Here is a 21,256-nt window from a genome sequence, read left to right as displayed (position 1 = left end):
GCAGGACCCGCGCGGCGCGCCCGGGACGGGACCGCGGCGCACCCGAGCGACCCGCGCGGCGTGCCCGAGCGGGACGGGACCGCGGCGGGCCCGGGACGAGACCGCGCGTGCTCGCCGAACCGTGAGCAACGCCCCTGAAACATGAGTTTTGGGGAGGAGTACTCACGGCTCGGCGGAGGTGGGCAGTGGGCCGGAGCCCACACGAGCCCGAGGGAAGCGCCGGGAATGGGAAGGACCGGGAAGGGGAGGGGGACGGACCGGGACGGGACGGGACGGGACGGACCGGGAGGGGGACGGACCGGGAAAGGGACGGGGGGATTAGCCCAGGGCGACTTCGAGCTTCGCGGTGAGCTCGTCCACGTCGAAGTAGTTGTCGATCACGACGATGTCGGCGTTGGTCTTGCCGATCGCGGCGACCAGCTCGGACGACGTCAGGATGACCTGCGCGTCGGCCCCGATGGTGCTGACGCCGGCGATGTCCGTGGCCGTCACGTCGGCCTCGATGTCGAGGCGCTTGAGCGCCCGCTCGGCATTGACCTTGAGGATGGCGGAGGTGCCGACCCCCACCCCGCAGAGGGCGACGATCTTCATGAGGACTCCTCGATGGCCGCGCTCACGCCGAGGAGCGAACGGATGGTGTCGACATCCGTTGCCGCAGCCAGCGCGGGGATGACGGCCGGGTCGTTGAACACATTGGCCAGTTCGGCGACGAGCAGCACGTGCTCGTCGGAGCTGGTGACGGCCAGCCCGAGCACGACACTGACCGGGTCGTTGTGCGGATGCCCGAACGGGACCGGTTCGGCCAGCGTGACGATGCTGAGACCCTCCGAGTGCACGTCGGGGCCGGGCCGGGCGTGCGCGAGCGCGAGCCCGGGGGCGATGACCACGTAGGCGCCGAACTCGTCGATGACGGCGATCATGCGCCGGGTGTATTCGGGTCCGGTGGAGCCGGAGCGTTCGAGGGCGTCGCCGGCGGCGGTGACCGCTGCGCGCCAGTCGCTGACGTGCACGCCGATCGCGATGGCTTCGAGGGGCAGTGGGGGCAGTGGCATGGGAGCTTTCACGGGTTCAGAGCTGTTTCCAGGGTGGTCAGACGGTCGCGAAGCCGGCGACGATCGCGTCCGCCAGGTCTTCCCGTTCGTCCAGGGGCAGGAACGAGGCCTGGACCGCGTTCAACTGGAACACCTCGAGGTCGTCTTCGTCGTAGCCGAAGGCGTCGCTGAGCAGGGCCAGTTCCTTGGTGAGGCTGGTGTTGCTCATCAGGCGGTTGTCGGTGTTGACCGTGACTCGGAAGCCCAGCTGGTACAGCAGGTCGAACGGGTGGTCAAGCAGGTCGTCGCCCCAGGCGGCGATGGCGCCGGTCTGCAGGTTGGACGACGGGCTGAGCTCGAGCGCGATCTCACGGTCGCGCACCCACTGGGCGACCGGTCCGAGCGTGACGTAGGTGTTCTCCTCGTCTTCGCGGCCGATCTCGATGTCCTCGGCCAGGCGCACGCCGTGACCCAGGCGCAAGGCGCGGCCGTCGAACAGGGCCCCACGGATGCTCTCCAGGCCGTCGGCCTCGCCCGCATGCACGGTGACGGGCATGAACGCCTTGGCGAGGAAGTCGAATGCGTCCCTGTGGTTGTGGGCCGGGAAGCCCAGCTCGGCCCCGGCGATGTCGAAACCGACGACGCCGTTGCCGCGGTGCCTCACGGCGAGCTCCGCGATTGCGAGGCCGCGGTCGGCGTGGCGCATGGCGGTGATCAGCTGGCCGACGCGGATGCGGGACCCGGCCTGGGCGACCAGGGCGATGCCGGCCTCCAGGCCTTCCTGAACCGCCTCGACGGTCTGGTCGAGGGTGAGGCCGCGGGTGAGGTGCTGCTCCGGGGCCCAGCGGATCTCCCCGTAGATGACGCCGTCGGCGGCGAGGTCTTCGACGAATTCACGGGCGACGCGCACCAGGCCCTCCCGGGTCTGCATGACCCCGGTGGTGACGTCGAAGGTCTTCAGGTACTCGACCAGGGAGCCGGAATCGGCCTGGTCGGCGAACCAGGTGCCGAGCGCGGCGGCATCCGTCGTCGGCAGTGCGAACCCGATCGGTTCGGCCAGTTCGATGATGGTCTGGGGGCGCAGTCCGCCGTCGAGGTGGTCGTGCAGCGAGATCTTGGGCAGGGCGTTGATGCTCGTGCCGGCACCGGGCATCAGGTAGTCCTCAGGGCTCTTGTTCACCCCCCTAATCTACCCGGGCGGGGTCCGGGAGTCTTCCTGTTTTCCAGAACCCGCCCGAACCGGCAGCGTCTTGTCAGCGGCCGATGCGCTCGGCGATCAGCGGGCCGCCGTCGAGCACGGGCTCGCCGGGGTCGCCGATCCGGTAAGCGCCGGCCACGGCCTCCAGGGCTCGGGCGAAGCGCTCGGGCTCGTCGGCGCTGAGGGTGAACAGCGGCTGACCGGCGTGCACTGTGTCGCCCGGCTTGGCGTGCAGGTCGATGCCGGCCGCGTGCTGCACGGGGTCCTGTTTGCGGGCGCGGCCCGCGCCGAGCCGCCAGGCGCCGATGCCGAACGGCAGCGCCTGCTGCTCGACCAGCACGCCGTCGCGGTCGGCGGTGACGACGTGGGTTTCGCGGGCCACCGGCAGCGCCGCATCCGGGTCGCCGCCCTGCGCCCGGATCACCTCGCGCCACTTGTCCATGGCGCGTCCGTCGGTGAGCGCTGCGGCCACGTCGACGCCGGTGATGCCGGCGAGGTCGAGCATCTCCGTCGCCAGGGCGATGGTCAGCTCGACCACGTCGGCCGGGCCGCCGCCGGCGAGCACCTCCACGGATTCCCGCACCTCGTTGGCGTTGCCGATCGCGAACCCGAGGGGCACGTTCATGTTGGTGAGCAGGGCGGATGTCGCCACTCCCGCGTCCTCGCCGAGGGCCACCATGGTGCGGGCCAGCTCACGGGAGCGGTCGATGTCCTTCAGAAAGGCGCCCGAGCCGAACTTCACGTCCAGCACGAGGGCGCTGGTGCCCTCCGCGATCTTCTTGGACATGATCGAGGACGCGATCAGCGGAATCGCCTCGACCGTGCCGGTGATGTCGCGCAGGGCGTAGAGCTTGCCGTCGGCCGGGGCCAGCCCGCGGCCGGCGGCGCAGATGACCCCGCCGGTGTCGCGCAACTGCCGGAACATCTCGTCGTTGGTGAGGTTGGCGCGCCAGCCTGGGATCGACTCGAGCTTGTCCAGGGTGCCGCCGGTGTGGCCGAGGCCGCGGCCGGAGAGCTGCGGCACGGCCGCGCCGAAGACCGCCACGAGGGGCATCAGCGGCAGGGTGATCTTGTCGCCGACCCCGCCGGTGGAGTGCTTGTCGGTGGTGGGCTTGCCGAGGCCGGCGAAGCTCATCCGTTCGCCGCTGTTGATCATGGCCATCGTGAGGTCCTTGATCTCGCGGCGGTCCATGCCGTTGAGGAAGATCGCCATGGTCATGGCGGCCATCTGCTCGTCCCCGACGTAGCCGCGGGTGTACGCGTCGATCAGCCAGTTGATCTGCTCGGTGCGGAGTGCGCCCCGGTCGCGCTTGGTGTGGATCAGGTCCACGGCGTCGAAGGCTTCGATCCGGTTCGGGCTGGTGCTCACGGTTACTCTTCCTGGTATTCGGCGAGCTGCCTCGGCCCGAAGGCGTCCGGCAGCACTTCATCGATGGTGCGCAGACCCGACACGGTCTCGAGCAGCATGCCCGGCGCGGAGTGTTCGTACAACAGTTGGCGGCAGCGGCCGCAGGGCATCAGCGTGCGGCCGTTGCCGTCCACGCAGGTGAACGCGACCAGCCGGCCGCCGCCGGTCAGGTGCAGCACGGAGACGAGGGCGCACTCGGCGCAGAGGGTGAGGCCGTAGGAGGCGTTCTCCACGTTGCATCCGCTGATCACCCGCCCGTCAGAGACGAGCGCCGCGGCGCCGACCGGAAACTTGGAGTACGGCACGTAGGCCTTGCCCATGGCGTTCGTCGCCGCCTCGCGCAGCGTCGCCCAGTCGATGTCGCCCGCCAGGGGCAGCGCGTCGGCGCCCACCCCGGTCATGATTTGATGTAGGGCTTGCCGGATGCCGCGGGACCCCTCGACGTGCCGACGAAACCGGCCACGGCGAAGATGGTGACCAGGTACGGCAGCATCAGCATGAACTCGCTCGGCACCGGGGAACCGATGATGCTGAGCACGTTCTGCAGGTTGCTGGCGAAGCCGAACAGGAGGGCGGCCAGGGTGGCCCGGATCGGGTCCCAGCGGCCGAAGATCACGGCGGCGAGGGCGATGAATCCGGCTCCGGCCGTCATCTCCTTGCCGAACGCCCCGACCGAGCCGAGCGTGAAGTACGCCCCGCCGAGGCCGACGATGGCCCCCGCGAGCGACACGTTCCAGAAGCGGGTGCGGGCCACGTTGATGCCCACGGTGTCGGCCGCCTGCGGGTGCTCGCCGACGCTGCGGAGGCGCAGTCCCCACTTGGTGTGGAAGATGCCGTAGTACACCACGGCGACGGCCACGTACATGATGTAGACGATCAGCGTCTGGCGGAAGAGCACCGGGCCGATGATCGGGATCTCGCTGAGCAGCGGGATGTTGATGCGCTCGAACCGGGGCGGCTGGTTCAGGGTGGCCGCGTTGGGCGCCATCACCTGCGAGTAGAGGAAGCCGGTGAGACCGATCACGAGCACGTTCAGCACGACACCGACGATGACCTGGTCGACGAAGTATTTGATCGAGAATGAGGCGAGCACCATGGAGACGAGCACGCCGGCGAACATCGCCGCGACCAGCCCGAGGAGGGGCTGATTGGTCAGGGAGGCGACCAGCGCGGAGGTGAACGCGCCCGCGAGCAGCTGGCCCTCGATGGCGATGTTGACCACGCCGACGCGTTCGGAGATGACGCCGCCGAGGGCGCCGAAGATGAGCGGCACGGCGAGGCTGATCGCGCCGAAGAGCAGGCCCGGCACCGGGATGGTCTTGTCCGCCGCGGCCCAGGAGAGGAAGCCGATCAGGACCAGAACCGCGAAGACGGCGATCAACCAGATCGGAACCCTGGCCCTCGACCGCACCAGCCAGGCACTGATCACGGTGATCAGGAGCAGCAGGACGCTGATCACGATGCCGGTCAGCTGGGTGGGCAGTTCCACCTCGGGCAGCTGGATCAGGTCGCTGGTCGTGGACAGGCGGAACGTGCTGATGCCGGTTCGGCCGAAGACGACCAGGAGCAGGAACGACAGCACGGTGAAGATGGACAGGGCGATCGGTGCCTTCCAGCTCCGCACGACCTCGAAGTCTGCGTCCTGGGGGGCGGCGGGCTGAATGGGCTGGACGGCCGGGGTTGCGATGCTCATTTCGCGGCCACCTCCTGGGTCACGTTGGGGAGTGCACGGCGGGTGGTGCCCGGTGCGGGCAGGCGGAAGATGGCCCGCACGAGCGGCGGGGCCGCGATGAACAGCACGATCAGGGATTGCACGACCAGCACGATGTCGATCGGCACCCCCTCCGCCGCCTGCATCGAGAAGCCTCCGGCCTTGAACGCGCCGAAGAGGATGCCGGCGGCGAAGACGCCCCACGGCTTCGAGCGGCCGAGCAGCGCGACGGTGATCGCGTCGAAGCCGATGCCGGAGTCGAGGCCGGCGCCGAAGCCGCTGGTCGTGGTGCCCAGCACCTGGTTGATGCCGGCCAGGCCGATCAGCCCGCCGGAGAGCAGCATCGCGTAGACGTAGATCCGCTTGACGCTGATGCCCGCGACGCGGGCCGCGTGCGGGTTCAGCCCGACCGCCCGGAACTGGAAGCCCAGGTTGGACCGGGACAGCAGCCACCAGGTGAAGATGGTGGCGACGATGGCCAGGATGAAGCCGAAGTGCAGGCTGTAGGTCGGGCCCAGCAGGTCGGGGAAGACCGCCGTGGCCTGGGTCGCGGGGCTTTTCGGGTTGTTCGACCCGGGGGTCTTCAGGAAGCCGTCGCGCAGCAGGTAGCTGACCAGATAGAACGCCACATAGTTGAGCATGATGGTGGTGATCACCTCGTGGGCCCCCGTGCGGGCCTTCAGCAGCCCGACGATCCCGCCCCAGAGCGCACCGCCGAGGATGCCGGCGACGAGCGCCGCCACCATGTGCAGGCCGTAAGGCAGGTCAACCGCGAAGCCGACCCAGCCGCCGAGGGCGGCCGCGATCAGCATCTGGCCGCGCCCGCCGATGTTGAACATGCCGACCCGGAAGCCGAGCGCGACACCCAGGCCGGCCATGATCAGCGGGGTTGCGAAGGTGAGGGTCTCGGTCAGCGGCTTGATTCCCGCGGCGAAACTCGGCCGGCGGAAGTTGTAGACCGAACCCTGGAACAGGGCGGAGTAGGCGCCCGCCACCGCGTTCCAGATCGCACCGAGCAGGTCGGTCGGCCGGGAGAAGAAGTAGCCGGACGCGGCCTGCACGTCTTTGTTGGTGAAGGCGATCATCACGGCGCCCACGAGCAGGGCCAGCACAACGGCGAGCACCGAGATGATGGCGTTGCCGGTGGTGATCTCGCGGAACGCCCGGTCCCAGCGGGACTGCTCGGGCGGGCGTGTCTTCGTCACGGCTTCGGTCGGGTGACCCTGTGTCGCGCTCACGCGGCAGCTCCTTCTCCGGCAGGCGCTTCGCCGGCCATCATCAAACCAAGAACGGCGCGCGGGGTGTCGCCGGGAACGATGCCGATGATGCGCCCGCGGTACATGACCAGGATCCGGTCCGCGAGGGCGGCGACCTCGTCGAGTTCGGTCGAGATGACGATCACGGGCGTGCCGGCATCCCGGGTCGCGACGATGCGTTCGTGCACGAACTCCACGGAGCCGACGTCGAGCCCGCGGGTGGGCTGGGCGGCGACGAAGAGGCGCAGGTCGCGGCTGAGTTCGCGGGCGAGCACGACCTTCTGCTGGTTGCCGCCGGACAGCCGACCGACGGGTGTCTCGATCCCCTGGGAGCGCACGTCGAACTCCTTGACCTTGGCCCGGGCGAAGTCGGCGAGGGCGGAGCGCTGCACGTTCCACCGTTTCACGAACGGCTTCGCGTTCGAGCGGTCGAGCATCAGGTTCTCGGCGATGGTGAACTCGCCGACCAGGCCGTCCTCGTTGCGGTCCTCCGGCACGAAGCCGACTCCGGCGTCGAGCACCTGGCGCACCGAGTGCCCGCGCAAGGACTTGCCGTCGAGGGTGATCTCCCCCGAGACCCGCTGCTGCAGGCCCATCAGGGCCTCGGTGAGTTCGGTCTGGCCGTTTCCCTGCACCCCGGCGATAGCGAGGATCTCGCCCTTGTGCACGTCGAAGCTGACGTTGTTGACCAGGATCTGGCCGTGCGGATCGAGCACGGTGAGGTTCTTCACCGAGAGGGCGGCTTCACCGGGCACGGCCGGGCCCTTGTCGACGGTGAGGTCGACCGCGCGGCCGACCATCAGGGAGGCCAGCTCCACGTTCGTCGCGGTCGGCGAGGCCTCACCGACGACCTTGCCCAGGCGGATGACCGTGATGCGGTCCGCGACCTCGCGCACCTCGCGCAGCTTGTGGGTGATGAAGACGATGGACGTTCCGTTGGCTTTGAGCTGGCGCATGATGGCCATCAGCTCGTCCGTCTCCTGGGGCGTGAGCACGGCGGTGGGCTCGTCGAAGACGAGCACCTTCGCGTCGCGGGACAGCGCCTTGATGATCTCGACCCGCTGCTGCACGCCGACGGGGAGATTCTCGACGAGGGCGTCGGGGTCGACGTCGAAGCCGAACCGGTCGGAGATCTCGCGCACGTGCGTGCGGGCCGCGGCCAGGTCGAGGCGTCCGCCGGCCCGGGTCTCCTCGTGGCCGAGCATGACGTTCTCGGCGACCGTGAAGACGGGGATCAGCATGAAGTGCTGGTGCACCATGCCGATCCCGGCAGCCATCGCGTCGCCGGGTCCGGCGAAGTGCTGCGGTTTGTCATCGAGCAGGATCTCGCCCTCCTCGGCCCGGTACAGGCCGTAGAGCACGTTCATCAGGGTCGATTTACCTGCGCCGTTTTCGCCGAGCAGCGCATGGATTTCTCCGGCCTCGACGGTGAGGTCAATGTGGTCATTCGCAACCAGGGCACCGAATTTCTTCGTAATGCCTCGAAGTTCGAGCTTCATGTGGTCGATTCTATTCAGTAGCGAACGAAAGTTGTCGCGCTTGCTCATATGTTGCAGGTCGTGCGGGACTTCGCTCATCTGTGGGCGTTCTGCTCGTCCGCAGCGCGGCAGCAGCCGCGGCCTAACGCAGCCGGGGAGGCCTGCACTGATGCAGACCTCCCCGGGTCACTCTCGGTACGCCGCGCCGCCTACTTGGGCGTGGCGGGCGACTCCACCTTGAGCTTGCCGCTGATGATGTCGGCCTTGATGGCGTCGATCTCGGTCACCAGGGCCGGGTCGACCTTGGATTCCCAGTCGTGCAGCGGGGCGATGTCCACGCCCTTGTTCTTCAGCGTTCCGACGTAGGGGTCAGCTGAGAACTCGCCGTTGCCGTCGTCGACGATGATCTTCTTGGTGGCATCCGTCATCTGCTTGAGCACCGAGGTGAGGTACAGCGACGCGAACTCGGGAGTCGTCTCGAACAGGTCGCTGTCGACGCCGATGATGGCGACGTCCTTGCCGGAGTCCTGGATGGCCTGCGCGGTGCCCTGGAAGAGCGGGCCGGCGACGGGGAGGATGATGTCGGCACCCTGGTCGATCAGACCGGTGCTGAGGACCTTGCCCTGGTTGATGTCATCGAAGCTACCCGCGAATGTACCGGGGTTCACGCCCTTGTCCCAGCCGAGGACCTTGACGTCGGTGCCCTTCTTCGAGTTGTAGTACTTCACGCCGTCGTAGAAACCGTCCATGAAGATGGTGACCGACGGGAATTCCTGTCCGCCGAAGGTTCCGACGATCCCGGTCTTGGTGGTACCGGCCGCGAGGTAACCGGCGAGGAACGACGCCTGGGCGGTGTCGTACAGGACCGGCTTGACGTTGTCGAGCGTCAGCGGGCTGAAGTCGTCGTTGGTGAGCGCGGAGTCGATCAGCGCGAAGTGGGTGTCCGGAGCGGCCTTGGCCGCGTCGCGGGTGGCGTTCGCCAGGGCGAACCCGACCGTGAGCACGAAATTGCAGCCCTGATCGACCATGCTGCTGACGTTCGGGCCGTACTGGTCCTCCGACTTGGACTCGGCCTGCTGGAACTTGACACCCAGTTCGTCCGCGGCCTGGGTCATGCCCTCGAAGCTGGACTGGTTGAACGACTTGTCGTCGAACCCGCCGAAGTCGGAGACGATGCAGGGAAGATAATCGGACTTCGCGGCGCCGTCGCTCGAATTGTCATTGGTCGGAGCCGGGGCACAGGCTGCGAGCAGGGCCACCACGCCGAGCGTGGCAAGTCCGCTGAAAACGGCCTTACGTTTCGTGATTGTCAAGATGACCTCCAATGATCGCCCGGCGCGGGTCCGCAGGGGGCTGTATTGGACTACACGTTACCGAATGTTTCACTGCTCAAAGGAGCAAACTCAGACAGTGGCCGAATGGTTATGAACCCTGGGCCCAGCCCGGTCGAAATCAGCCCCGATCGGGGGTGAAAGCGCGAGCAGTGTCGGTCAGAGCACGTCGCTGCTACCGGAGAGCTTCAGCGCGTCGACCACGGCCTTGACCTTCTGGGCGTTGGCGCTGGTGGTGACCAGGAGGGCGTCAGGGGTGTCGATCACGACGATGTCCTCCACCCCGATCAGGGCGATCATGCGGCCGGTGTGGCTGACCACGATGCCGCTGGACGAGTCGGCGAGCACGCGCGCGCCCTCACCGAGGATGGCGAGGTCGCGCTTGCGCCCATTCGCGTGGATCTTGGCGATCGACGCGAAGTCCCCCACGTCGTCCCAGTCGAACTGGCCCGGGATGACGGCGAGCTTGCCGCGGGCCGCGACCGGCTCCGCCACCGTGTAGTCGATCGCGATCTTCTTCAGGCGCGGCCAGATCCGGTCGACGACGGCGCCGCGGCGCGGGGTGTCCCAGGCGTCGGCGAGTTCCAGCAGGCCGGCGAGCAACTCAGGCTCGGCCGCCCCGATCTCCTCGAGCAGCCGGTCGGCCCGGGCGATGAACATGCCCGCGTTCCAGAGGTAGTGGCCGTCTGCCAGGTATTCCCTGGCGGTGTCGAGGTCAGGCTTCTCCACGAAGGAGTCGACCGACAGCGCGCTGGCGGCCTTCTCGATCTGCAGCGCGCCGGCCGTCTTGATGTAGCCGAAACCGATGGCCGGTTCGGTGGGACGGATGCCGATGGTGACGATGTAGCCGGCGTCGGCGGCGGCCACCGCCTCCACCACGGCCTGGCGAAAGTGGAACGGGCTCTTGATCACGTGGTCGGCGGCGAAGGAGCCGATGATCACGCCGGGTTCGCGTTTCTCGAGGATGGCGGCCGCCAGCCCGATCGCCGCGGTGGATTCCCGCGGTTCGCTCTCGAGCACCACGTTGTGGTCGGCCAGCTCGGGCAGCTGCGCCTCGACGGCGGCGCGGTGCGCGCGCCCGGTCACGACCATGATGCGCTGGTCGCCCGACAGCGGGGCGAGTCGGTCCCAGGTGTCGCGCAGCAGGGTCTGGCCGGAACCGGTCAGGTCGTGCAGGAACTTCGGCGCGTCAGCGCGCGAGAGCGGCCACAGCCGCGATCCGATCCCGCCGGCGGGGATCACGCTGTAGAAGCGGCCGAGGGCATCCGTGGAGTCTGACATTGGGCCAGACTACCGTCTGGGCACCACTGTTAAGGGTGCGTTCACCGGCCCGACCGGGTGAGTCCCTACGCTCGCGGCATGCGGGTCGCACTCATCACCGAAAGCTTTCTGCCCACCGTCAGCGGCGTCACCACGAGCGTCTGCCAGGTGCTCGATCACCTGGCGCGCTCCGGCCACGAGGCCATGGTGATCGCGCCCACCGGGGCCCCGGCCGCCTACGCGGGGTTCCCCGTGCACAGCGTGCCGGCGGCGCGGTACCGGCAGTTCCCGGTGGGCATGCCGAGCCCCCAGGTGCACCGGCTGCTGGCCGACTTCGCCCCCGACGTGCTGCACGCGGCCTCACCGTTCCTGCTCGGCGCCCAGGGGATCGCGGCGGCGAACCGCCTGGACATCCCGAGCGTCGCCGTTTTCCAGACGGATGTCGCCGGTTACGCCCGCCGCAACGGCCTCGGCCCGGCCGCCGCCGCGGCCTGGCGCTTCGTCAGGTGGGTGCACGAGGGCGCCGACCTCACCCTGGTCCCGTCGACGGCGTCGATGCTGGACCTGCGCCGCATCGGCCTGCGCCGGCTGGACCGCTGGACCCGCGGCGTGGATCTGGCCGGCTACCACCCCAACCGGCGCACCGACCCGGCCGTCGCCGCGCTGCGGCAGCGGCTTGCCCCGAACGGGGAACTCGTCGTCGGCTACGTCGGCCGGATGGCGCCGGAGAAGCAGGTGGAGCGGTTCCGGGCGCTGCGGGGCGTGCCGGGTATCCGTCTCGCCCTCGTCGGCGACGGGCCCTCGGTGCCCGCCATCGAACGCGCCCTCGCCGGGATGCCGGTCAGCTGGCTCGGCCGACTGGACGGGGCGGAGCTGGGCCGCGCCTACGCCGCCTTCGACCTGTTCCTGCACGCCGGCACCGAGGAGACCTTCGGCCAGACCCTGCAGGAGGCGCACGCGGCCGGGCTCCCGGTCGTCGCCCCGCGCGCGGGCGGCCCGATCGACCTGGTCGCGCACGGGGAGAACGGCCTCCTCTTCGCCCCGGACGACGAATCGGACCTGCGCCGGTGCGTCACCCTGCTGACCCGGGACCCGGCCCTGCGGCTGCGGATGGGCGAGGCGGGACGGCGGAGCGTGCTCGGCCGGTCCTGGCAGAACGTCTGCGACCAGCTGCTCGGACACTACGAAACGGTGATCGACGACCGGGCCGCCGTGCGCGCAACGGTTGCGGTTCCGCTATCAATGCAGCGCTAGCGGGCCGAGAGCGTTTTATCTCGGCGCAGAGAGACTTAGGATAGTCACACGTGCGCACAGCGCATTGTCGGCCTGATTCGTCGAGGCCGCTACTCAGCCAGGGAGGGTTGGTCATGCCAGAGCAGGCAGCGACACTGACATCCCAGCAGAAGACGACATCGCGTCGCCCCGCCGGCACCCTGTATCGGGGCCGCGAGGGTATGTGGTCGTGGGTCCTGCACCGGATTACCGGTGTTGCGATCTTCTTCTTCTTGCTGGTTCACATCTTGGACACCGCGCTGGTGCGCGTGAGCCCTGAGGCGTACAACGCGGTCATCAGCAGCTACCAGACACCGATCATGGGCCTCGGTGAAGTCGCGCTGGTCGCGGCCATCGTCTTCCACGCGTTCAACGGCCTGCGGATCATCCTGATCGACTTCTGGAACGCCAAGTACCAGAAGGTCATGTTCTATGTCGTGATCGCGCTCTGGATCATCACCATGCTCGGCTTCGCGCCGCGCCACCTGATCAACGTGTTCAGCGAATAGGACGGGGAGACTCATGACAACCACAATCGAAGCTCCCCGCAGCCCCTACGCCCGTTCACCGCGCAAGCGCGGCGTGAACTGGGAAAAATGGGGCTGGATTTACATGCGCGTCTCCGGCGTCGTGCTGGTCGTGCTCATCTTCGGCCACCTCTTCGTCAACCTCATGGTCGGTGAGGGCGTCAGCGCCCTCAACTTCGCGTTCGTCGCGGGCAAGCTCACCACCCCGTTCTGGGCCGTGTGGGACATCATCATGCTCTGGCTCGCCCTGATCCACGGCGGCAACGGCATGCGCACCATCGTCAACGACTACGCCACGCAGCGGCTCACCCGCGGCATCCTGAAGTCCGCCATCCTGGCCGCCGTCGTGATCCTGATCACCCTCGGCACGCTCGTGGTCTTCACCTTCGATCCCTGCCCGGCCGGTTCACCCGCCGACCTTCTGCCTTCGTTCTGCTCGGCCATCTAGGAGCTGCAAACACCCAAATGACTACGGATGCTGTAACCGCGCCCACTGAGTCCACCATCGTGGACGGCGTGCACTACCACCAGTTCGACATCGTGATCGTGGGAGCAGGCGGTGCCGGCATGCGTGCCGCCATCGAAGCCGGCTCCGGCGCGAACACCGCGGTGATCTCCAAGCTCTACCCGACGCGCTCGCACACCGGTGCAGCGCAGGGCGGGATGGCCGCGGCCCTCGCCAACGTCGAGGAAGACAACTGGGAGTGGCACACCTTCGACACCGTCAAGGGCGGCGACTACCTCGTCGACCAGGACGCGGCCGAGATCCTCGCCAAGGAAGCCATCGACGCGGTCATCGACCTCGAGAACATGGGCCTGCCCTTCAACCGCACGCCGGAGGGCAAGATCGACCAGCGCCGGTTCGGCGGCCACACCAGCGACCACGGCAAGGCCCCGGTTCGCCGAGCCTGCTACGCCGCCGACCGCACCGGCCACATGATCCTCCAGACGCTGTACCAGAACTGCGTCAAGCGCGGCATCAACTTCTTCAACGAGTTCTACGTGCTCGACCTGGTCATGACACCGGTCGACGGCGTCGACCAGCCGTCCGCGGTCGTCGCGTACGACCTCTCCACCGGCGAGCTGCACGTCTTCCAGGCGAAGGCGTTCATCTTCGCCACCGGCGGTTTCGGCAAGATCTACAAGACCACGTCCAACGCGCACACCCTCACCGGTGACGGCGTCGGCATCGTCTGGCGCAAGGGCCTGCCGCTCGAGGACATGGAGTTCTTCCAGTTCCACCCGACTGGCCTGGCCGGGCTGGGCATCCTGCTCACGGAGGGTGCGCGCGGCGAGGGAGCGATCCTGCGCAACGCGGCCGGTGAACGGTTCATGGAACGCTACGCCCCCACGATCAAGGACCTCGCGCCGCGCGACATCATCGCCCGCTGCATGGTCAAGGAGGTCGCGGAAGGCCGCGGCGCCGGTCCGAACAAGGACTATCTGTACCTCGACTGCACCCACCTCGGCGCCGAGGTGCTCGAGACCAAACTGCCCGACATCACCGAGTTCGCCCGCACCTACCTCGGCGTCGACCCGGTCACCGAGCCGGTTCCGGTGATGCCCACCGCGCACTATGCGATGGGCGGCATCCCGACCAATGTGAACGCGGAAGTGCTGCGCAACAACACCACCGTCGTTCCCGGCCTGTATGCCGCCGGCGAATGCGCCTGCGTGTCCGTGCACGGCTCCAACCGTCTCGGCACCAACTCGCTGCTCGACATCAACGTTTTCGGCAAGCGCGCCGGCAACAACGCCGTCGCGTACGTCAAGACCGTCGACTTCACCCCGCTGCCCGCGAACGCCGCGACGTTCGTGAAGGACCTGCTCGAGGGCATCCGCACCTCGACCGGAACCGAGCGCATCGCCGTGCTCCGCAAGGAACTGCAGGAGATGATGGACGCCAAGGCGCAGGTGTTCCGCACCGACGAGTCGCTCAAGGAAGTCACCGACACCATCCACACCCTGCGCGAGCGCTACAAGAACATCGGCGTGCAGGACAAGGGCCGCCGGTTCAACACCGACCTGCTCGAGGCCGTCGAACTCGGCTTCCTGCTCGACCTGGCCGAGGTCGTCGTGTTCTCCGCCCGCAACCGCAAGGAAAGCCGCGGCGGCCACATGCGCGACGACTTCCCCCTGCGCGACGACGAGAACTACCTGGTTCACACCATGGCCTACCTGACCGGAGACCCGCACTCCGCCGACGCGGCCGACCACATTGCGCTGGACTGGAAGCCGGTCACCATCACGCGCTACCAGCCGATGGAAAGGAAGTACTGAGTTGAGTACCGCAACCGTGAGCGCTTCGACCACCCCCGTGGTGCCGGAGGCGATCGAGTCCTTCACCGTCACGCTGATCATCCGCCGGTACAACCCCGAGGTAGACGCCGAACCGCACTGGGACGACTTCGACGTGCAGATGTACCCGACGGACCGGGTGCTGGACGCCCTGCACAAGATCAAGTGGGAACAGGACGGCAGCCTGAGCTTCCGCCGCTCGTGCGCGCACGGCATCTGCGGCTCGGATGCGATGCGGATCAACGGCCGCAACCGCCTCGCCTGCAAGACGCTGATCAAGGACCTCGACATCACGAAGCCCGTCTACGTGGAGGCGATCAAGGGTCTGCCGCTCGAGAAGGACCTGATCGTCGACATGGAGCCGTTCTTCGAATCGTTCCGCGCCGTGCAGCCCTTCCTAGTGGCCAACAACGCCCCCACCGACGGCAAGGAGCGCCTGCAGACGGTCGCCCAGCGCGAACGCTTCGATGACACCACCAAGTGCATCCTCTGCGCCGCGTGCACGTCGAGCTGCCCGGTGTTCTGGACGGACGGCCAGTACTTCGGCCCGGCCGCGATCGTGAACGCGCACCGTTTCATCTTCGACTCGCGCGATGACAATGCGGCCGTTCGCCTCGACATCCTCAACGACAAGGAAGGCGTGTGGCGCTGCCGCACCACCTTCAACTGCACCGAGGCCTGCCCGCGCGGAATCCAGGTCACCCAGGCCATTTCCGAGGTCAAGCAGGCCATGCTGCGAGGAACGAAGTAACCGAACGGGTTCCAAAAGGCCGGCCTCCCCACGATCATTCGTCGTGGGGAGGCCGGCCTTTTCGCGTTCCGGGCCGCACGGCCGCCGCCTAGGCTGAACAAGTGAAAACTCCCGCCGCCATCGACCGCACGAAGACCCTGATCAACCGGGTCATGCGCTCGCGCCCCGTGCGGGTGTACACCCGGTTCGGGGACAGCGGGGGGCCCATCCTCGCCGGCGGCATGTCCTACCAGGCCATCTTCGCGACGTTCGCGGCGCTGTGGCTTGTCTTCTCCATCGCCGGGCTGTGGATCACGTCGAACCCCGACCTCGAGCTGACGCTCTACTCCTTCATCAACCAGTCCGTTCCCGGGCTGATCGGCAAGGACGGCGTGATCGACCCCACCGACCTGGCCAATGCCCGGGTCTTCGGCTGGTCCGGCGTGCTCGCCCTGGTCGGCCTGCTCGCGACCGTGCTCGGCTGGCTCTCGACGACGGCGCAGGCGGTGCGCACCATTTTCCGGATGCCGCCCGACAAGACCTTCGTCCTCTGGGTGAAGTTGCGGGAGCTGGGCCTCGGCCTGCTGTTCGCGGTGGTGCTCGTGGTCTCGGCGCTGATCTCCATCGCGAGCACCGAGGCGCTCGGGGCGCTGTTCGGGCTGGTCGGCGTCTCCCGGGATTCGTTCTGGTTCAACGCGGCCGCCCGCTCGGTCGGGCTACTCCTCGTGCTCGTGATCGACACCATCACCCTCGCCGCACTGTTCCGGGTGCTGTCCCGGCTGCGGATCCCCTTCCGCCAGCTCATCACCGGCTCCCTCCTGGGCGCCGCGGGCCTGGGCGTGCTCAAGATCCTCGGCAGCACGCTGCTCGCCGGCGCCGGCCGCAACCCGCTGCTCGCCACATTCGCCGTGATCATCGGGCTCCTGATCTGGTTCAACCTGACCAGCACGCTGACGCTGCTCTCGGCATCCTGGATCGCCGTCGGGATGGATGACGCCGGACTCTCGCCACGTCGGATCAGCGCGGACGAGGTTGCCGCGGAGAAGCTCCGGCAGGAAGAGGAGGCGCTCCGGGTGGTCGTGCTGGCCGAGCTCCGGGAGGCCCGGAATGCACACGACGTCGCGACCTGGCCCAGCCGCCTGCTCACCGCGCGCCGCCTGCGCGCCGCCGAGAAGCGAGCCGCAGAGATCGCTGCCGGCGACCCCGGTCCAGAGCCAAAGTAGAATCGGGGGATGCCTTCCGCTTCGACCGCCGCTTCCGAACCTGCCACTTCCGACCCTGCTTCGTCCGCCGCGTCCGCGGCTTCCGCGGCTTCCGCGGCTTCCGTTGCTGCCGACCCGACGCGCCTCCGCATCGCCAGCGTCAACGTGAACGGCGTGCGCGCCGCCTACCGCAAGGGGATGGGCGACTGGCTGGCCGAGCGGGACGTGGACATCCTCGCCCTCCAGGAGGTTCGCGCGTCGACCGAGGACCTCGAGGGGCTGCTCGGCCCGGAGTGGAACATCCTGCACGACGCGGCGACCGCGAAGGGCCGGGCTGGGGTGGCCCTGGCCAGCCGTTCCTCGGCCACCATCCACCGAGTCGAACTCGGCGCCACGGAGTTCGACAGCGCGGGCCGCTGGCTCGAGGCCGACTACCTGGTCAACGGCAAGGTGGTCACCGTGGTGAGCACGTACGTGCACTCGGGCGAGGTCGCCACCCCGAAACAGGTCGAGAAGTTCAAGTTCCTCGACGCCATGCTCGCCCGGCTGCCGGAACTGGCCGCTCACAGTGAACGGGCCGTCGTGCTCGGCGACCTGAACGTGGGCCACCGCAAGCTCGACATCAAGAACTGGCGCGGCAACGTCAAGCGGGCCGGCTTCCTGCCGGAGGAACGCGCCTACTTCGACCGCATCGTCGGCGCCGAAGACGCACCCGACTACAACGCCGGGGCCGGCCTCGGCTGGGTCGACGTGGGACGCAAATGGGCCGGCGACGTGGACGGACCATTCACCTGGTGGTCCTGGCGCGGCCAGGCGTTCGACAATGACACCGGCTGGCGGATCGACTACCAGCTGGCCACGCCGGCGCTGGCGGCATCCGTCACCGACTATACCGTCGACCGGGCGGCGGCCTACGACCAGCGCTGGTCCGACCACACCCCCGTAGTCGTCGACTACTCCCTCTGATTCCCCTCTCCCTCTAATTTCTCTCTCCCTTTGGTTTCCCTCCCTCTCGCGCCGCCGGTCCTGACGGCGGCCACACGCTATGAAAAGATCTGATCACATGACCAAACCCCGCCTGTACTCCGGCATGCAACCGTCCGCCGACTCGCTCCAGATCGGCAACTACATCGGCGCGCTGCTGAACTGGAAGTCCCTGCAGGAGACCCACGAGGCGTACTTCTCGATCGTGGACCTGCACGCCCTCACCGTGGCGCAGGACCCCGCGAAGCTGCGGGAGAACACCCGGCGCACGGCCGCGCAGTACATCGCCAGCGGCATCGACCCGTCGGCGTCGACGTTGTACGTGCAGTCGCATGTGGCCGCGCACGCCCAGCTGGCCTGGGTGTTGAACACGATCACCGGTTTCGGCGAGGCCAGCCGGATGACCCAGTTCAAGGACAAGTCCGCCAAGCAGGGCTCTGACGGCACCACGGTCGGACTGTTCGCCTACCCGATCCTGATGGCCGCGGACATCCTGCTCTACGACACGGTCGTCGTGCCGGTCGGCGAAGACCAGCGCCAGCACGTCGAACTCACCCGCGACATCGCGGCACGGTTCAACTCGCGCTTCGGGGACACCTTCGTGATTCCGGAGGCGGACATCGTCAAGGAGACCGCCAAGATCTACGACCTGCAGAACCCCACCTCGAAGATGTCCAAGTCGGCCGAGTCCCACGCCGGGGTGATCTGGTTGCTCGACGCGCCGGCGGTGACGGCGAAGAAGATCATGCGCGCGGTGACGGATGCCGATGGCGGCGTGGTCTTCGACCGCGAGAACAAGCCGGGTGTGTCCAACCTGCTGACGATCTACTCGGTGCTGGCGGAGCGGTCCGTGCAGTCGATCGAGGACGAGTACGCCGGCCGCGGCTACGGGGACCTGAAGAAGGGGCTCGCCGAGGTGGTCACCGGCACCTTCGGCCCGATCCGCTCGCGGGTGCTTGAGCTCCTCGACGACCCGGCCGAATTGGACCGCCTCCTCGCGCTGAACGCCGACCGCGCCGCCGGGGTCGCCAACGCCACGCTGGCGCGCGCCTTCGACCGCGTCGGCCTGCTTCCCCGCCGCTAGCCGTGGAACCGGTCGACCTGTCCTCACCGCTGCTGCGGCTGGACCAGCCCACCCCCGCGGACGCCGAGACGATCTTCGCGTACTGCCAGGATCCCCTCTTCGAGAAGTACCTCACCGTGCCGTGGCCGTACACCCGGGCGCACGCGGACTCCTTCATTGCGGAGTACGTGCCCGGCGGCTGGGCCTCCGACCTCGAGTACACCTGGGCCGTGCGGGCCGCCGATGCGCCCGAACTACTGGGCGTGATCGGCTTCCGCGTGCCGGACGCGTCACTCGGCTACTGGCTCGGGGCCCCGCACCGGGGGCGCGGCCTCATCCCCGAGGCGCAGCGCCTCGTCATCGACTGGGTCTTCGCCAACGGCATCGTCTCCACGGTTAACTGGCAGTGCCTGGTCGGGAACATGCCGTCCTCGCGCACCGCCTGGCGGGCCGGGTTCACGTTCACGGGAGAGGCCCCCGCCGTGCAGGTGCACCGCGACGGCACGTACCCGCCGGCCTGGCACGGGCGCCTGCGCGCCACCGACGACCGGGCGCCGAAGCCCGGCTGGCCGGCCGGCGTCGCCGGCTAGCGGGTGTCCGCTCCCGCCGCGCCTGCCGCGTCTGCCGCGTCTGCGGTCGCCCCGGCGGTACGGCTTGACCGGCCTGGCGAATGCGTCCAGCTGGGCGTCCCTTCAGGGCATGCGTGGGGCTAACTCAGGACAACCGTCATTTTCTGGCTCTTCGGCCCCGGAATCTCACGGGCCGCTCGCAGCTTTTCGGCGAATCTCCTGAGTTAGCCACAGGCGTTGGGCGCGAACGGGGCCGGCTGTCTGGAACTCGACGCCCGGCCGCAAACCCGTAAACGTACTGGTCAGACGATGAACGTGCGGAAGTGGCCGGTGGCCGAGAGGAGTCCGGTGATCGCGGCGACGATTCGTTCCGGGTGGTGGACGATGTCGCGGTAAAGCACCCGCAGGCTCAGGTAGCCCAGCGCCGCGAGGACACGGTCCCTGGACCGGTCGCGGACGTGTGCCTCCCACCCGTCATGGTGCTGCCTGCTGTCGGCCTCCACCACGATCCGCCCCTCCACGACCATGTCGACCCTGCCGACGCCCGAGATCTCCACCTGGATGTCGAAGTCGAATCCGGCCTCCCTGACGACGAAGCGCAGCAGCGTCTCCTGCCCGGATTCGCTGCGCGCGTCGATCAGCGGTCGCAGATACTGAAGGTCGCCAGGCAGTGCGGCGAAAATGGCGGTCACGTCCTGGGACGTAGTCTGCCTCTGATGCAAGGCGTTGTCGAGTGAAGCGATCGCGGATCGTGGCTGTTGGCACCGAAAAATTTGAACCAGCGAATCGGTCAACGCCACGCTGAACTCAGTGCCCGCGGTCGGAGCGAGCAGCCCACCCCAGTGAAGTTCCACGCCGTCGCGGTTGTCGGCGGTCAGCTGCTGCAAACGGTCGTGCGGAGCCCGCAACCGTGAGGCGTTTGCATCGAGGTGGATATGCGCGAAGGTGCTGTCCAGCGCGAAAATCCCGGCATGTGCCGCGGCGGAGACGCAGGCCAGTCGCCCGCCGAGCCTCACCGCCTCCAGAATGTGCGCATCCGTACCTGGAAGCGCATAGTGGCCCCGGCGAGCTCTCACCAGGAAGCCGTTCTCGACGGCGCCCCGCAGCACGCGCCAGTTGGCGCCGGCGGCGTTCAGCGCTCCGGTTTCGGCGATCTGCAGGTTATTGACGCGAAAGTAGTCGGCCCAGGTCATGACCAGCAGTGTGGGCAGCCTCCGGGGTCTTCCGCCGGATCACAGGAGACCGGGGGGAAAGTCCCGGGTTCCAGCTCTGGGGAGAACTCATGGTTCCCTGCCGTCCCGTGGCTAATTCAGGAGGATCGGCCGGACGGAGTCATGCCGCCGCACCGCTCCGCAGCCCGGTATCGCCGGGGCGACGCTTTTCCTGAGTTGGCCACCGAGGTGGGGGAAGTGAGGATTGGGGTGGCGGATGCCGAAACTCGGCGGGCGGGGCGCTAGACGACGTCGGCGTCTACCCAGTCGAGGGACTTGGTGATGGCCTTCTTCCAGTTGCGCAGCAGGCGGTCGCGCTCGGCGACGTCCATCCTCGGCTCCCAGCGGGCGTCTTCCTGCCAGTTGGCGCGCAACTCGCCGAGGTCGTTCCAGAAGCCGACCGCCAGCCCGGCCGCGTACGCGGCGCCGAGGGCGGTCGTCTCGGCCACGACCGGACGCACGACGGACACGCCCAGGATGTCGGCCTGGAACTGCATCAGCAGGTCGTTGGCGGAGGCGCCGCCGTCGACCTTGAGCTCGGTCAGCGGCACTCCGGAATCGGCGTTGACCGCGTCCAGCACCTCGCGGCTCTGGTACGCGATCGACTCGAGGGCGGCCCGCGCGATGTGGCCCTTGTTCACGTACCGGGTCAGTCCGACCAGTGCGCCGCGGGCATCCGCACGCCAGTACGGCGCGAACAGGCCGGAGAAGGCGGGAACGAAGTAGG

The 21,256-nt window shown here is 68.2% G+C and carries 21 protein-coding genes; 9 read left to right on the top strand and 12 right to left on the bottom strand.

Annotated features, from left to right (window positions below):
- Positions 1-318: 318 nt before the first annotated feature.
- The 10 genes from E3T24_RS08025 to E3T24_RS07980 form a co-directional block, all read right to left on the bottom strand.
- A complete protein-coding gene (locus E3T24_RS08025; RefSeq protein WP_134365557.1) occupies positions 319-591 on the bottom strand; it encodes a PTS sugar transporter subunit IIB in 273 nt (90 codons plus the stop codon).
- The gene (locus E3T24_RS08020) at positions 588-1,052 is read right to left on the bottom strand and encodes a PTS sugar transporter subunit IIA (protein WP_134365556.1); all 465 of its coding nucleotides are present in this window, start codon (positions 1,050-1,052) and stop codon (positions 588-590) included. Before E3T24_RS08020 ends, E3T24_RS08025 begins: the two co-directional genes overlap by 4 nt.
- Before the next feature lie 37 nt (positions 1,053-1,089).
- Positions 1,090-2,184, bottom strand: coding sequence for an adenosine deaminase (locus E3T24_RS08015; protein ID WP_134434503.1), 1,095 nt, complete (start codon positions 2,182-2,184; stop codon positions 1,090-1,092).
- Between the two features lie 100 nt (positions 2,185-2,284).
- Positions 2,285-3,598: a thymidine phosphorylase gene (locus E3T24_RS08010; RefSeq protein ID WP_134365555.1), complete on the bottom strand. Its 1,314-nt coding sequence runs from the start codon at positions 3,596-3,598 to the stop codon at positions 2,285-2,287.
- A gap of 2 nt (positions 3,599-3,600) precedes the next feature.
- Entirely contained in the window at positions 3,601-4,038 is a 438-nt protein-coding gene (locus E3T24_RS08005; RefSeq protein ID WP_134402347.1) for a cytidine deaminase, read from the bottom strand.
- Positions 4,035-5,330: an ABC transporter permease gene (locus tag E3T24_RS08000; RefSeq protein ID WP_134365553.1), complete on the bottom strand. Its 1,296-nt coding sequence runs from the start codon at positions 5,328-5,330 to the stop codon at positions 4,035-4,037. Before E3T24_RS08000 ends, E3T24_RS08005 begins: the two co-directional genes overlap by 4 nt.
- On the bottom strand, positions 5,327-6,553 hold the full coding sequence (locus E3T24_RS07995; protein WP_241978653.1) for an ABC transporter permease: 1,227 nt from the start codon (positions 6,551-6,553) through the stop codon (positions 5,327-5,329). Before E3T24_RS07995 ends, E3T24_RS08000 begins: the two co-directional genes overlap by 4 nt.
- A gap of 29 nt (positions 6,554-6,582) precedes the next feature.
- Positions 6,583-8,103 (bottom strand): ABC transporter ATP-binding protein, encoded by a 1,521-nt coding sequence (locus tag E3T24_RS07990; protein WP_134365552.1) that lies wholly within the window; start codon positions 8,101-8,103, stop codon positions 6,583-6,585.
- Between the two features lie 188 nt (positions 8,104-8,291).
- On the bottom strand, positions 8,292-9,395 hold the full coding sequence (locus tag E3T24_RS07985; protein WP_134410450.1) for a BMP family ABC transporter substrate-binding protein: 1,104 nt from the start codon (positions 9,393-9,395) through the stop codon (positions 8,292-8,294).
- Between the two features lie 177 nt (positions 9,396-9,572).
- Positions 9,573-10,694 (bottom strand): sugar phosphate nucleotidyltransferase, encoded by a 1,122-nt coding sequence (locus tag E3T24_RS07980; protein ID WP_134365550.1) that lies wholly within the window; start codon positions 10,692-10,694, stop codon positions 9,573-9,575.
- Positions 10,695-10,772: 78 nt separating this feature from the next.
- On the opposite strand from E3T24_RS07980, the gene E3T24_RS07975 reads away from it, so the two are divergent.
- The 9 genes from E3T24_RS07975 to E3T24_RS07935 all read left to right on the top strand — a co-directional run bounded on the left by E3T24_RS07975 (position 10,773) and on the right by E3T24_RS07935 (position 19,339).
- Complete coding sequence (locus E3T24_RS07975) at positions 10,773-11,927, top strand: glycosyltransferase family 1 protein (protein WP_134434502.1); 1,155 nt, start codon at positions 10,773-10,775, stop codon at positions 11,925-11,927.
- Between the two features lie 113 nt (positions 11,928-12,040).
- Positions 12,041-12,454, top strand: a complete 414-nt coding sequence (gene sdhC / locus E3T24_RS07970; protein WP_134365548.1) for a succinate dehydrogenase, cytochrome b556 subunit — start codon at positions 12,041-12,043, stop codon at positions 12,452-12,454.
- Between the two features lie 13 nt (positions 12,455-12,467).
- Positions 12,468-12,920: a succinate dehydrogenase hydrophobic membrane anchor subunit gene (locus E3T24_RS07965; RefSeq protein ID WP_134365547.1), complete on the top strand. Its 453-nt coding sequence runs from the start codon at positions 12,468-12,470 to the stop codon at positions 12,918-12,920.
- 17 nt (positions 12,921-12,937) lie between these two features.
- The gene (gene sdhA, locus E3T24_RS07960) at positions 12,938-14,752 is read left to right on the top strand and encodes a succinate dehydrogenase flavoprotein subunit (protein WP_134365546.1); all 1,815 of its coding nucleotides are present in this window, start codon (positions 12,938-12,940) and stop codon (positions 14,750-14,752) included.
- Position 14,753: 1 nt separating this feature from the next.
- Positions 14,754-15,521, top strand: a complete 768-nt coding sequence (locus tag E3T24_RS07955) for a succinate dehydrogenase iron-sulfur subunit (RefSeq protein WP_174235684.1) — start codon at positions 14,754-14,756, stop codon at positions 15,519-15,521.
- Between the two features lie 101 nt (positions 15,522-15,622).
- Entirely contained in the window at positions 15,623-16,723 is a 1,101-nt protein-coding gene (locus tag E3T24_RS07950; protein WP_134365545.1) for a YihY/virulence factor BrkB family protein, read from the top strand.
- 9 nt (positions 16,724-16,732) lie between these two features.
- Positions 16,733-17,668 (top strand): exodeoxyribonuclease III, encoded by a 936-nt coding sequence (locus E3T24_RS07945; RefSeq protein ID WP_134434501.1) that lies wholly within the window; start codon positions 16,733-16,735, stop codon positions 17,666-17,668.
- Positions 17,669-17,765: 97 nt separating this feature from the next.
- Complete coding sequence (trpS, locus tag E3T24_RS07940; protein WP_134365543.1) at positions 17,766-18,770, top strand: tryptophan--tRNA ligase; 1,005 nt, start codon at positions 17,766-17,768, stop codon at positions 18,768-18,770.
- A 2-nt stretch (positions 18,771-18,772) separates the two neighbouring features.
- Positions 18,773-19,339, top strand: coding sequence for a GNAT family N-acetyltransferase (locus tag E3T24_RS07935; protein WP_160141035.1), 567 nt, complete (start codon positions 18,773-18,775; stop codon positions 19,337-19,339).
- A 281-nt stretch (positions 19,340-19,620) separates the two neighbouring features.
- On the opposite strand, the gene E3T24_RS07930 is transcribed toward E3T24_RS07935, so the two are convergent.
- Together E3T24_RS07930 and E3T24_RS07925 are read right to left on the bottom strand one after the other, a co-directional pair.
- Entirely contained in the window at positions 19,621-20,511 is an 891-nt protein-coding gene (locus E3T24_RS07930; protein ID WP_134365541.1) for a DUF559 domain-containing protein, read from the bottom strand.
- Positions 20,512-20,771: 260 nt separating this feature from the next.
- Positions 20,772-21,256, bottom strand: a 485-nt coding sequence (locus E3T24_RS07925; RefSeq protein ID WP_241978651.1) for an FGGY-family carbohydrate kinase, incomplete at its 5' end; no start/stop codon positions are given.

It is taken from the genome of Cryobacterium sp. TmT2-59 (assembly GCF_004403545.1).
Lineage (GTDB): Bacteria > Actinomycetota > Actinomycetes > Actinomycetales > Microbacteriaceae > Cryobacterium > Cryobacterium shii.
The sequence above is the reverse complement of the archived record's forward strand: the minus strand, read 5'-3'. Positions and strand labels throughout refer to the sequence as shown.

Coding starts and splice junctions, on each gene's coding strand:
- E3T24_RS08025 (WP_134365557.1), bottom strand. CDS start 591: ATGAAGATCGTCGCCCTCTGCGGGGTGGGGGTCGGCACCTCCGCCATC.
- E3T24_RS08020 (WP_134365556.1), bottom strand. CDS start 1,052: ATGCCACTGCCCCCACTGCCCCTCGAAGCCATCGCGATCGGCGTGCAC.
- E3T24_RS08015 (WP_134434503.1), bottom strand. CDS start 2,184: ATGCCCGGTGCCGGCACGAGCATCAACGCCCTGCCCAAGATCTCGCTG.
- E3T24_RS08005 (WP_134402347.1), bottom strand. CDS start 4,038: ATGACCGGGGTGGGCGCCGACGCGCTGCCCCTGGCGGGCGACATCGAC.
- E3T24_RS08000 (WP_134365553.1), bottom strand. CDS start 5,330: ATGAGCATCGCAACCCCGGCCGTCCAGCCCATTCAGCCCGCCGCCCCC.
- E3T24_RS07990 (WP_134365552.1), bottom strand. CDS start 8,103: ATGAAGCTCGAACTTCGAGGCATTACGAAGAAATTCGGTGCCCTGGTT.
- E3T24_RS07980 (WP_134365550.1), bottom strand. CDS start 10,694: ATGTCAGACTCCACGGATGCCCTCGGCCGCTTCTACAGCGTGATCCCC.
- E3T24_RS07975 (WP_134434502.1), top strand. CDS start 10,773: ATGCGGGTCGCACTCATCACCGAAAGCTTTCTGCCCACCGTCAGCGGC.
- sdhC (WP_134365548.1), top strand. CDS start 12,041: ATGCCAGAGCAGGCAGCGACACTGACATCCCAGCAGAAGACGACATCG.
- E3T24_RS07965 (WP_134365547.1), top strand. CDS start 12,468: ATGACAACCACAATCGAAGCTCCCCGCAGCCCCTACGCCCGTTCACCG.
- sdhA (WP_134365546.1), top strand. CDS start 12,938: ATGACTACGGATGCTGTAACCGCGCCCACTGAGTCCACCATCGTGGAC.
- E3T24_RS07945 (WP_134434501.1), top strand. CDS start 16,733: ATGCCTTCCGCTTCGACCGCCGCTTCCGAACCTGCCACTTCCGACCCT.
- trpS (WP_134365543.1), top strand. CDS start 17,766: ATGACCAAACCCCGCCTGTACTCCGGCATGCAACCGTCCGCCGACTCG.
- E3T24_RS07930 (WP_134365541.1), bottom strand. CDS start 20,511: ATGACCTGGGCCGACTACTTTCGCGTCAATAACCTGCAGATCGCCGAA.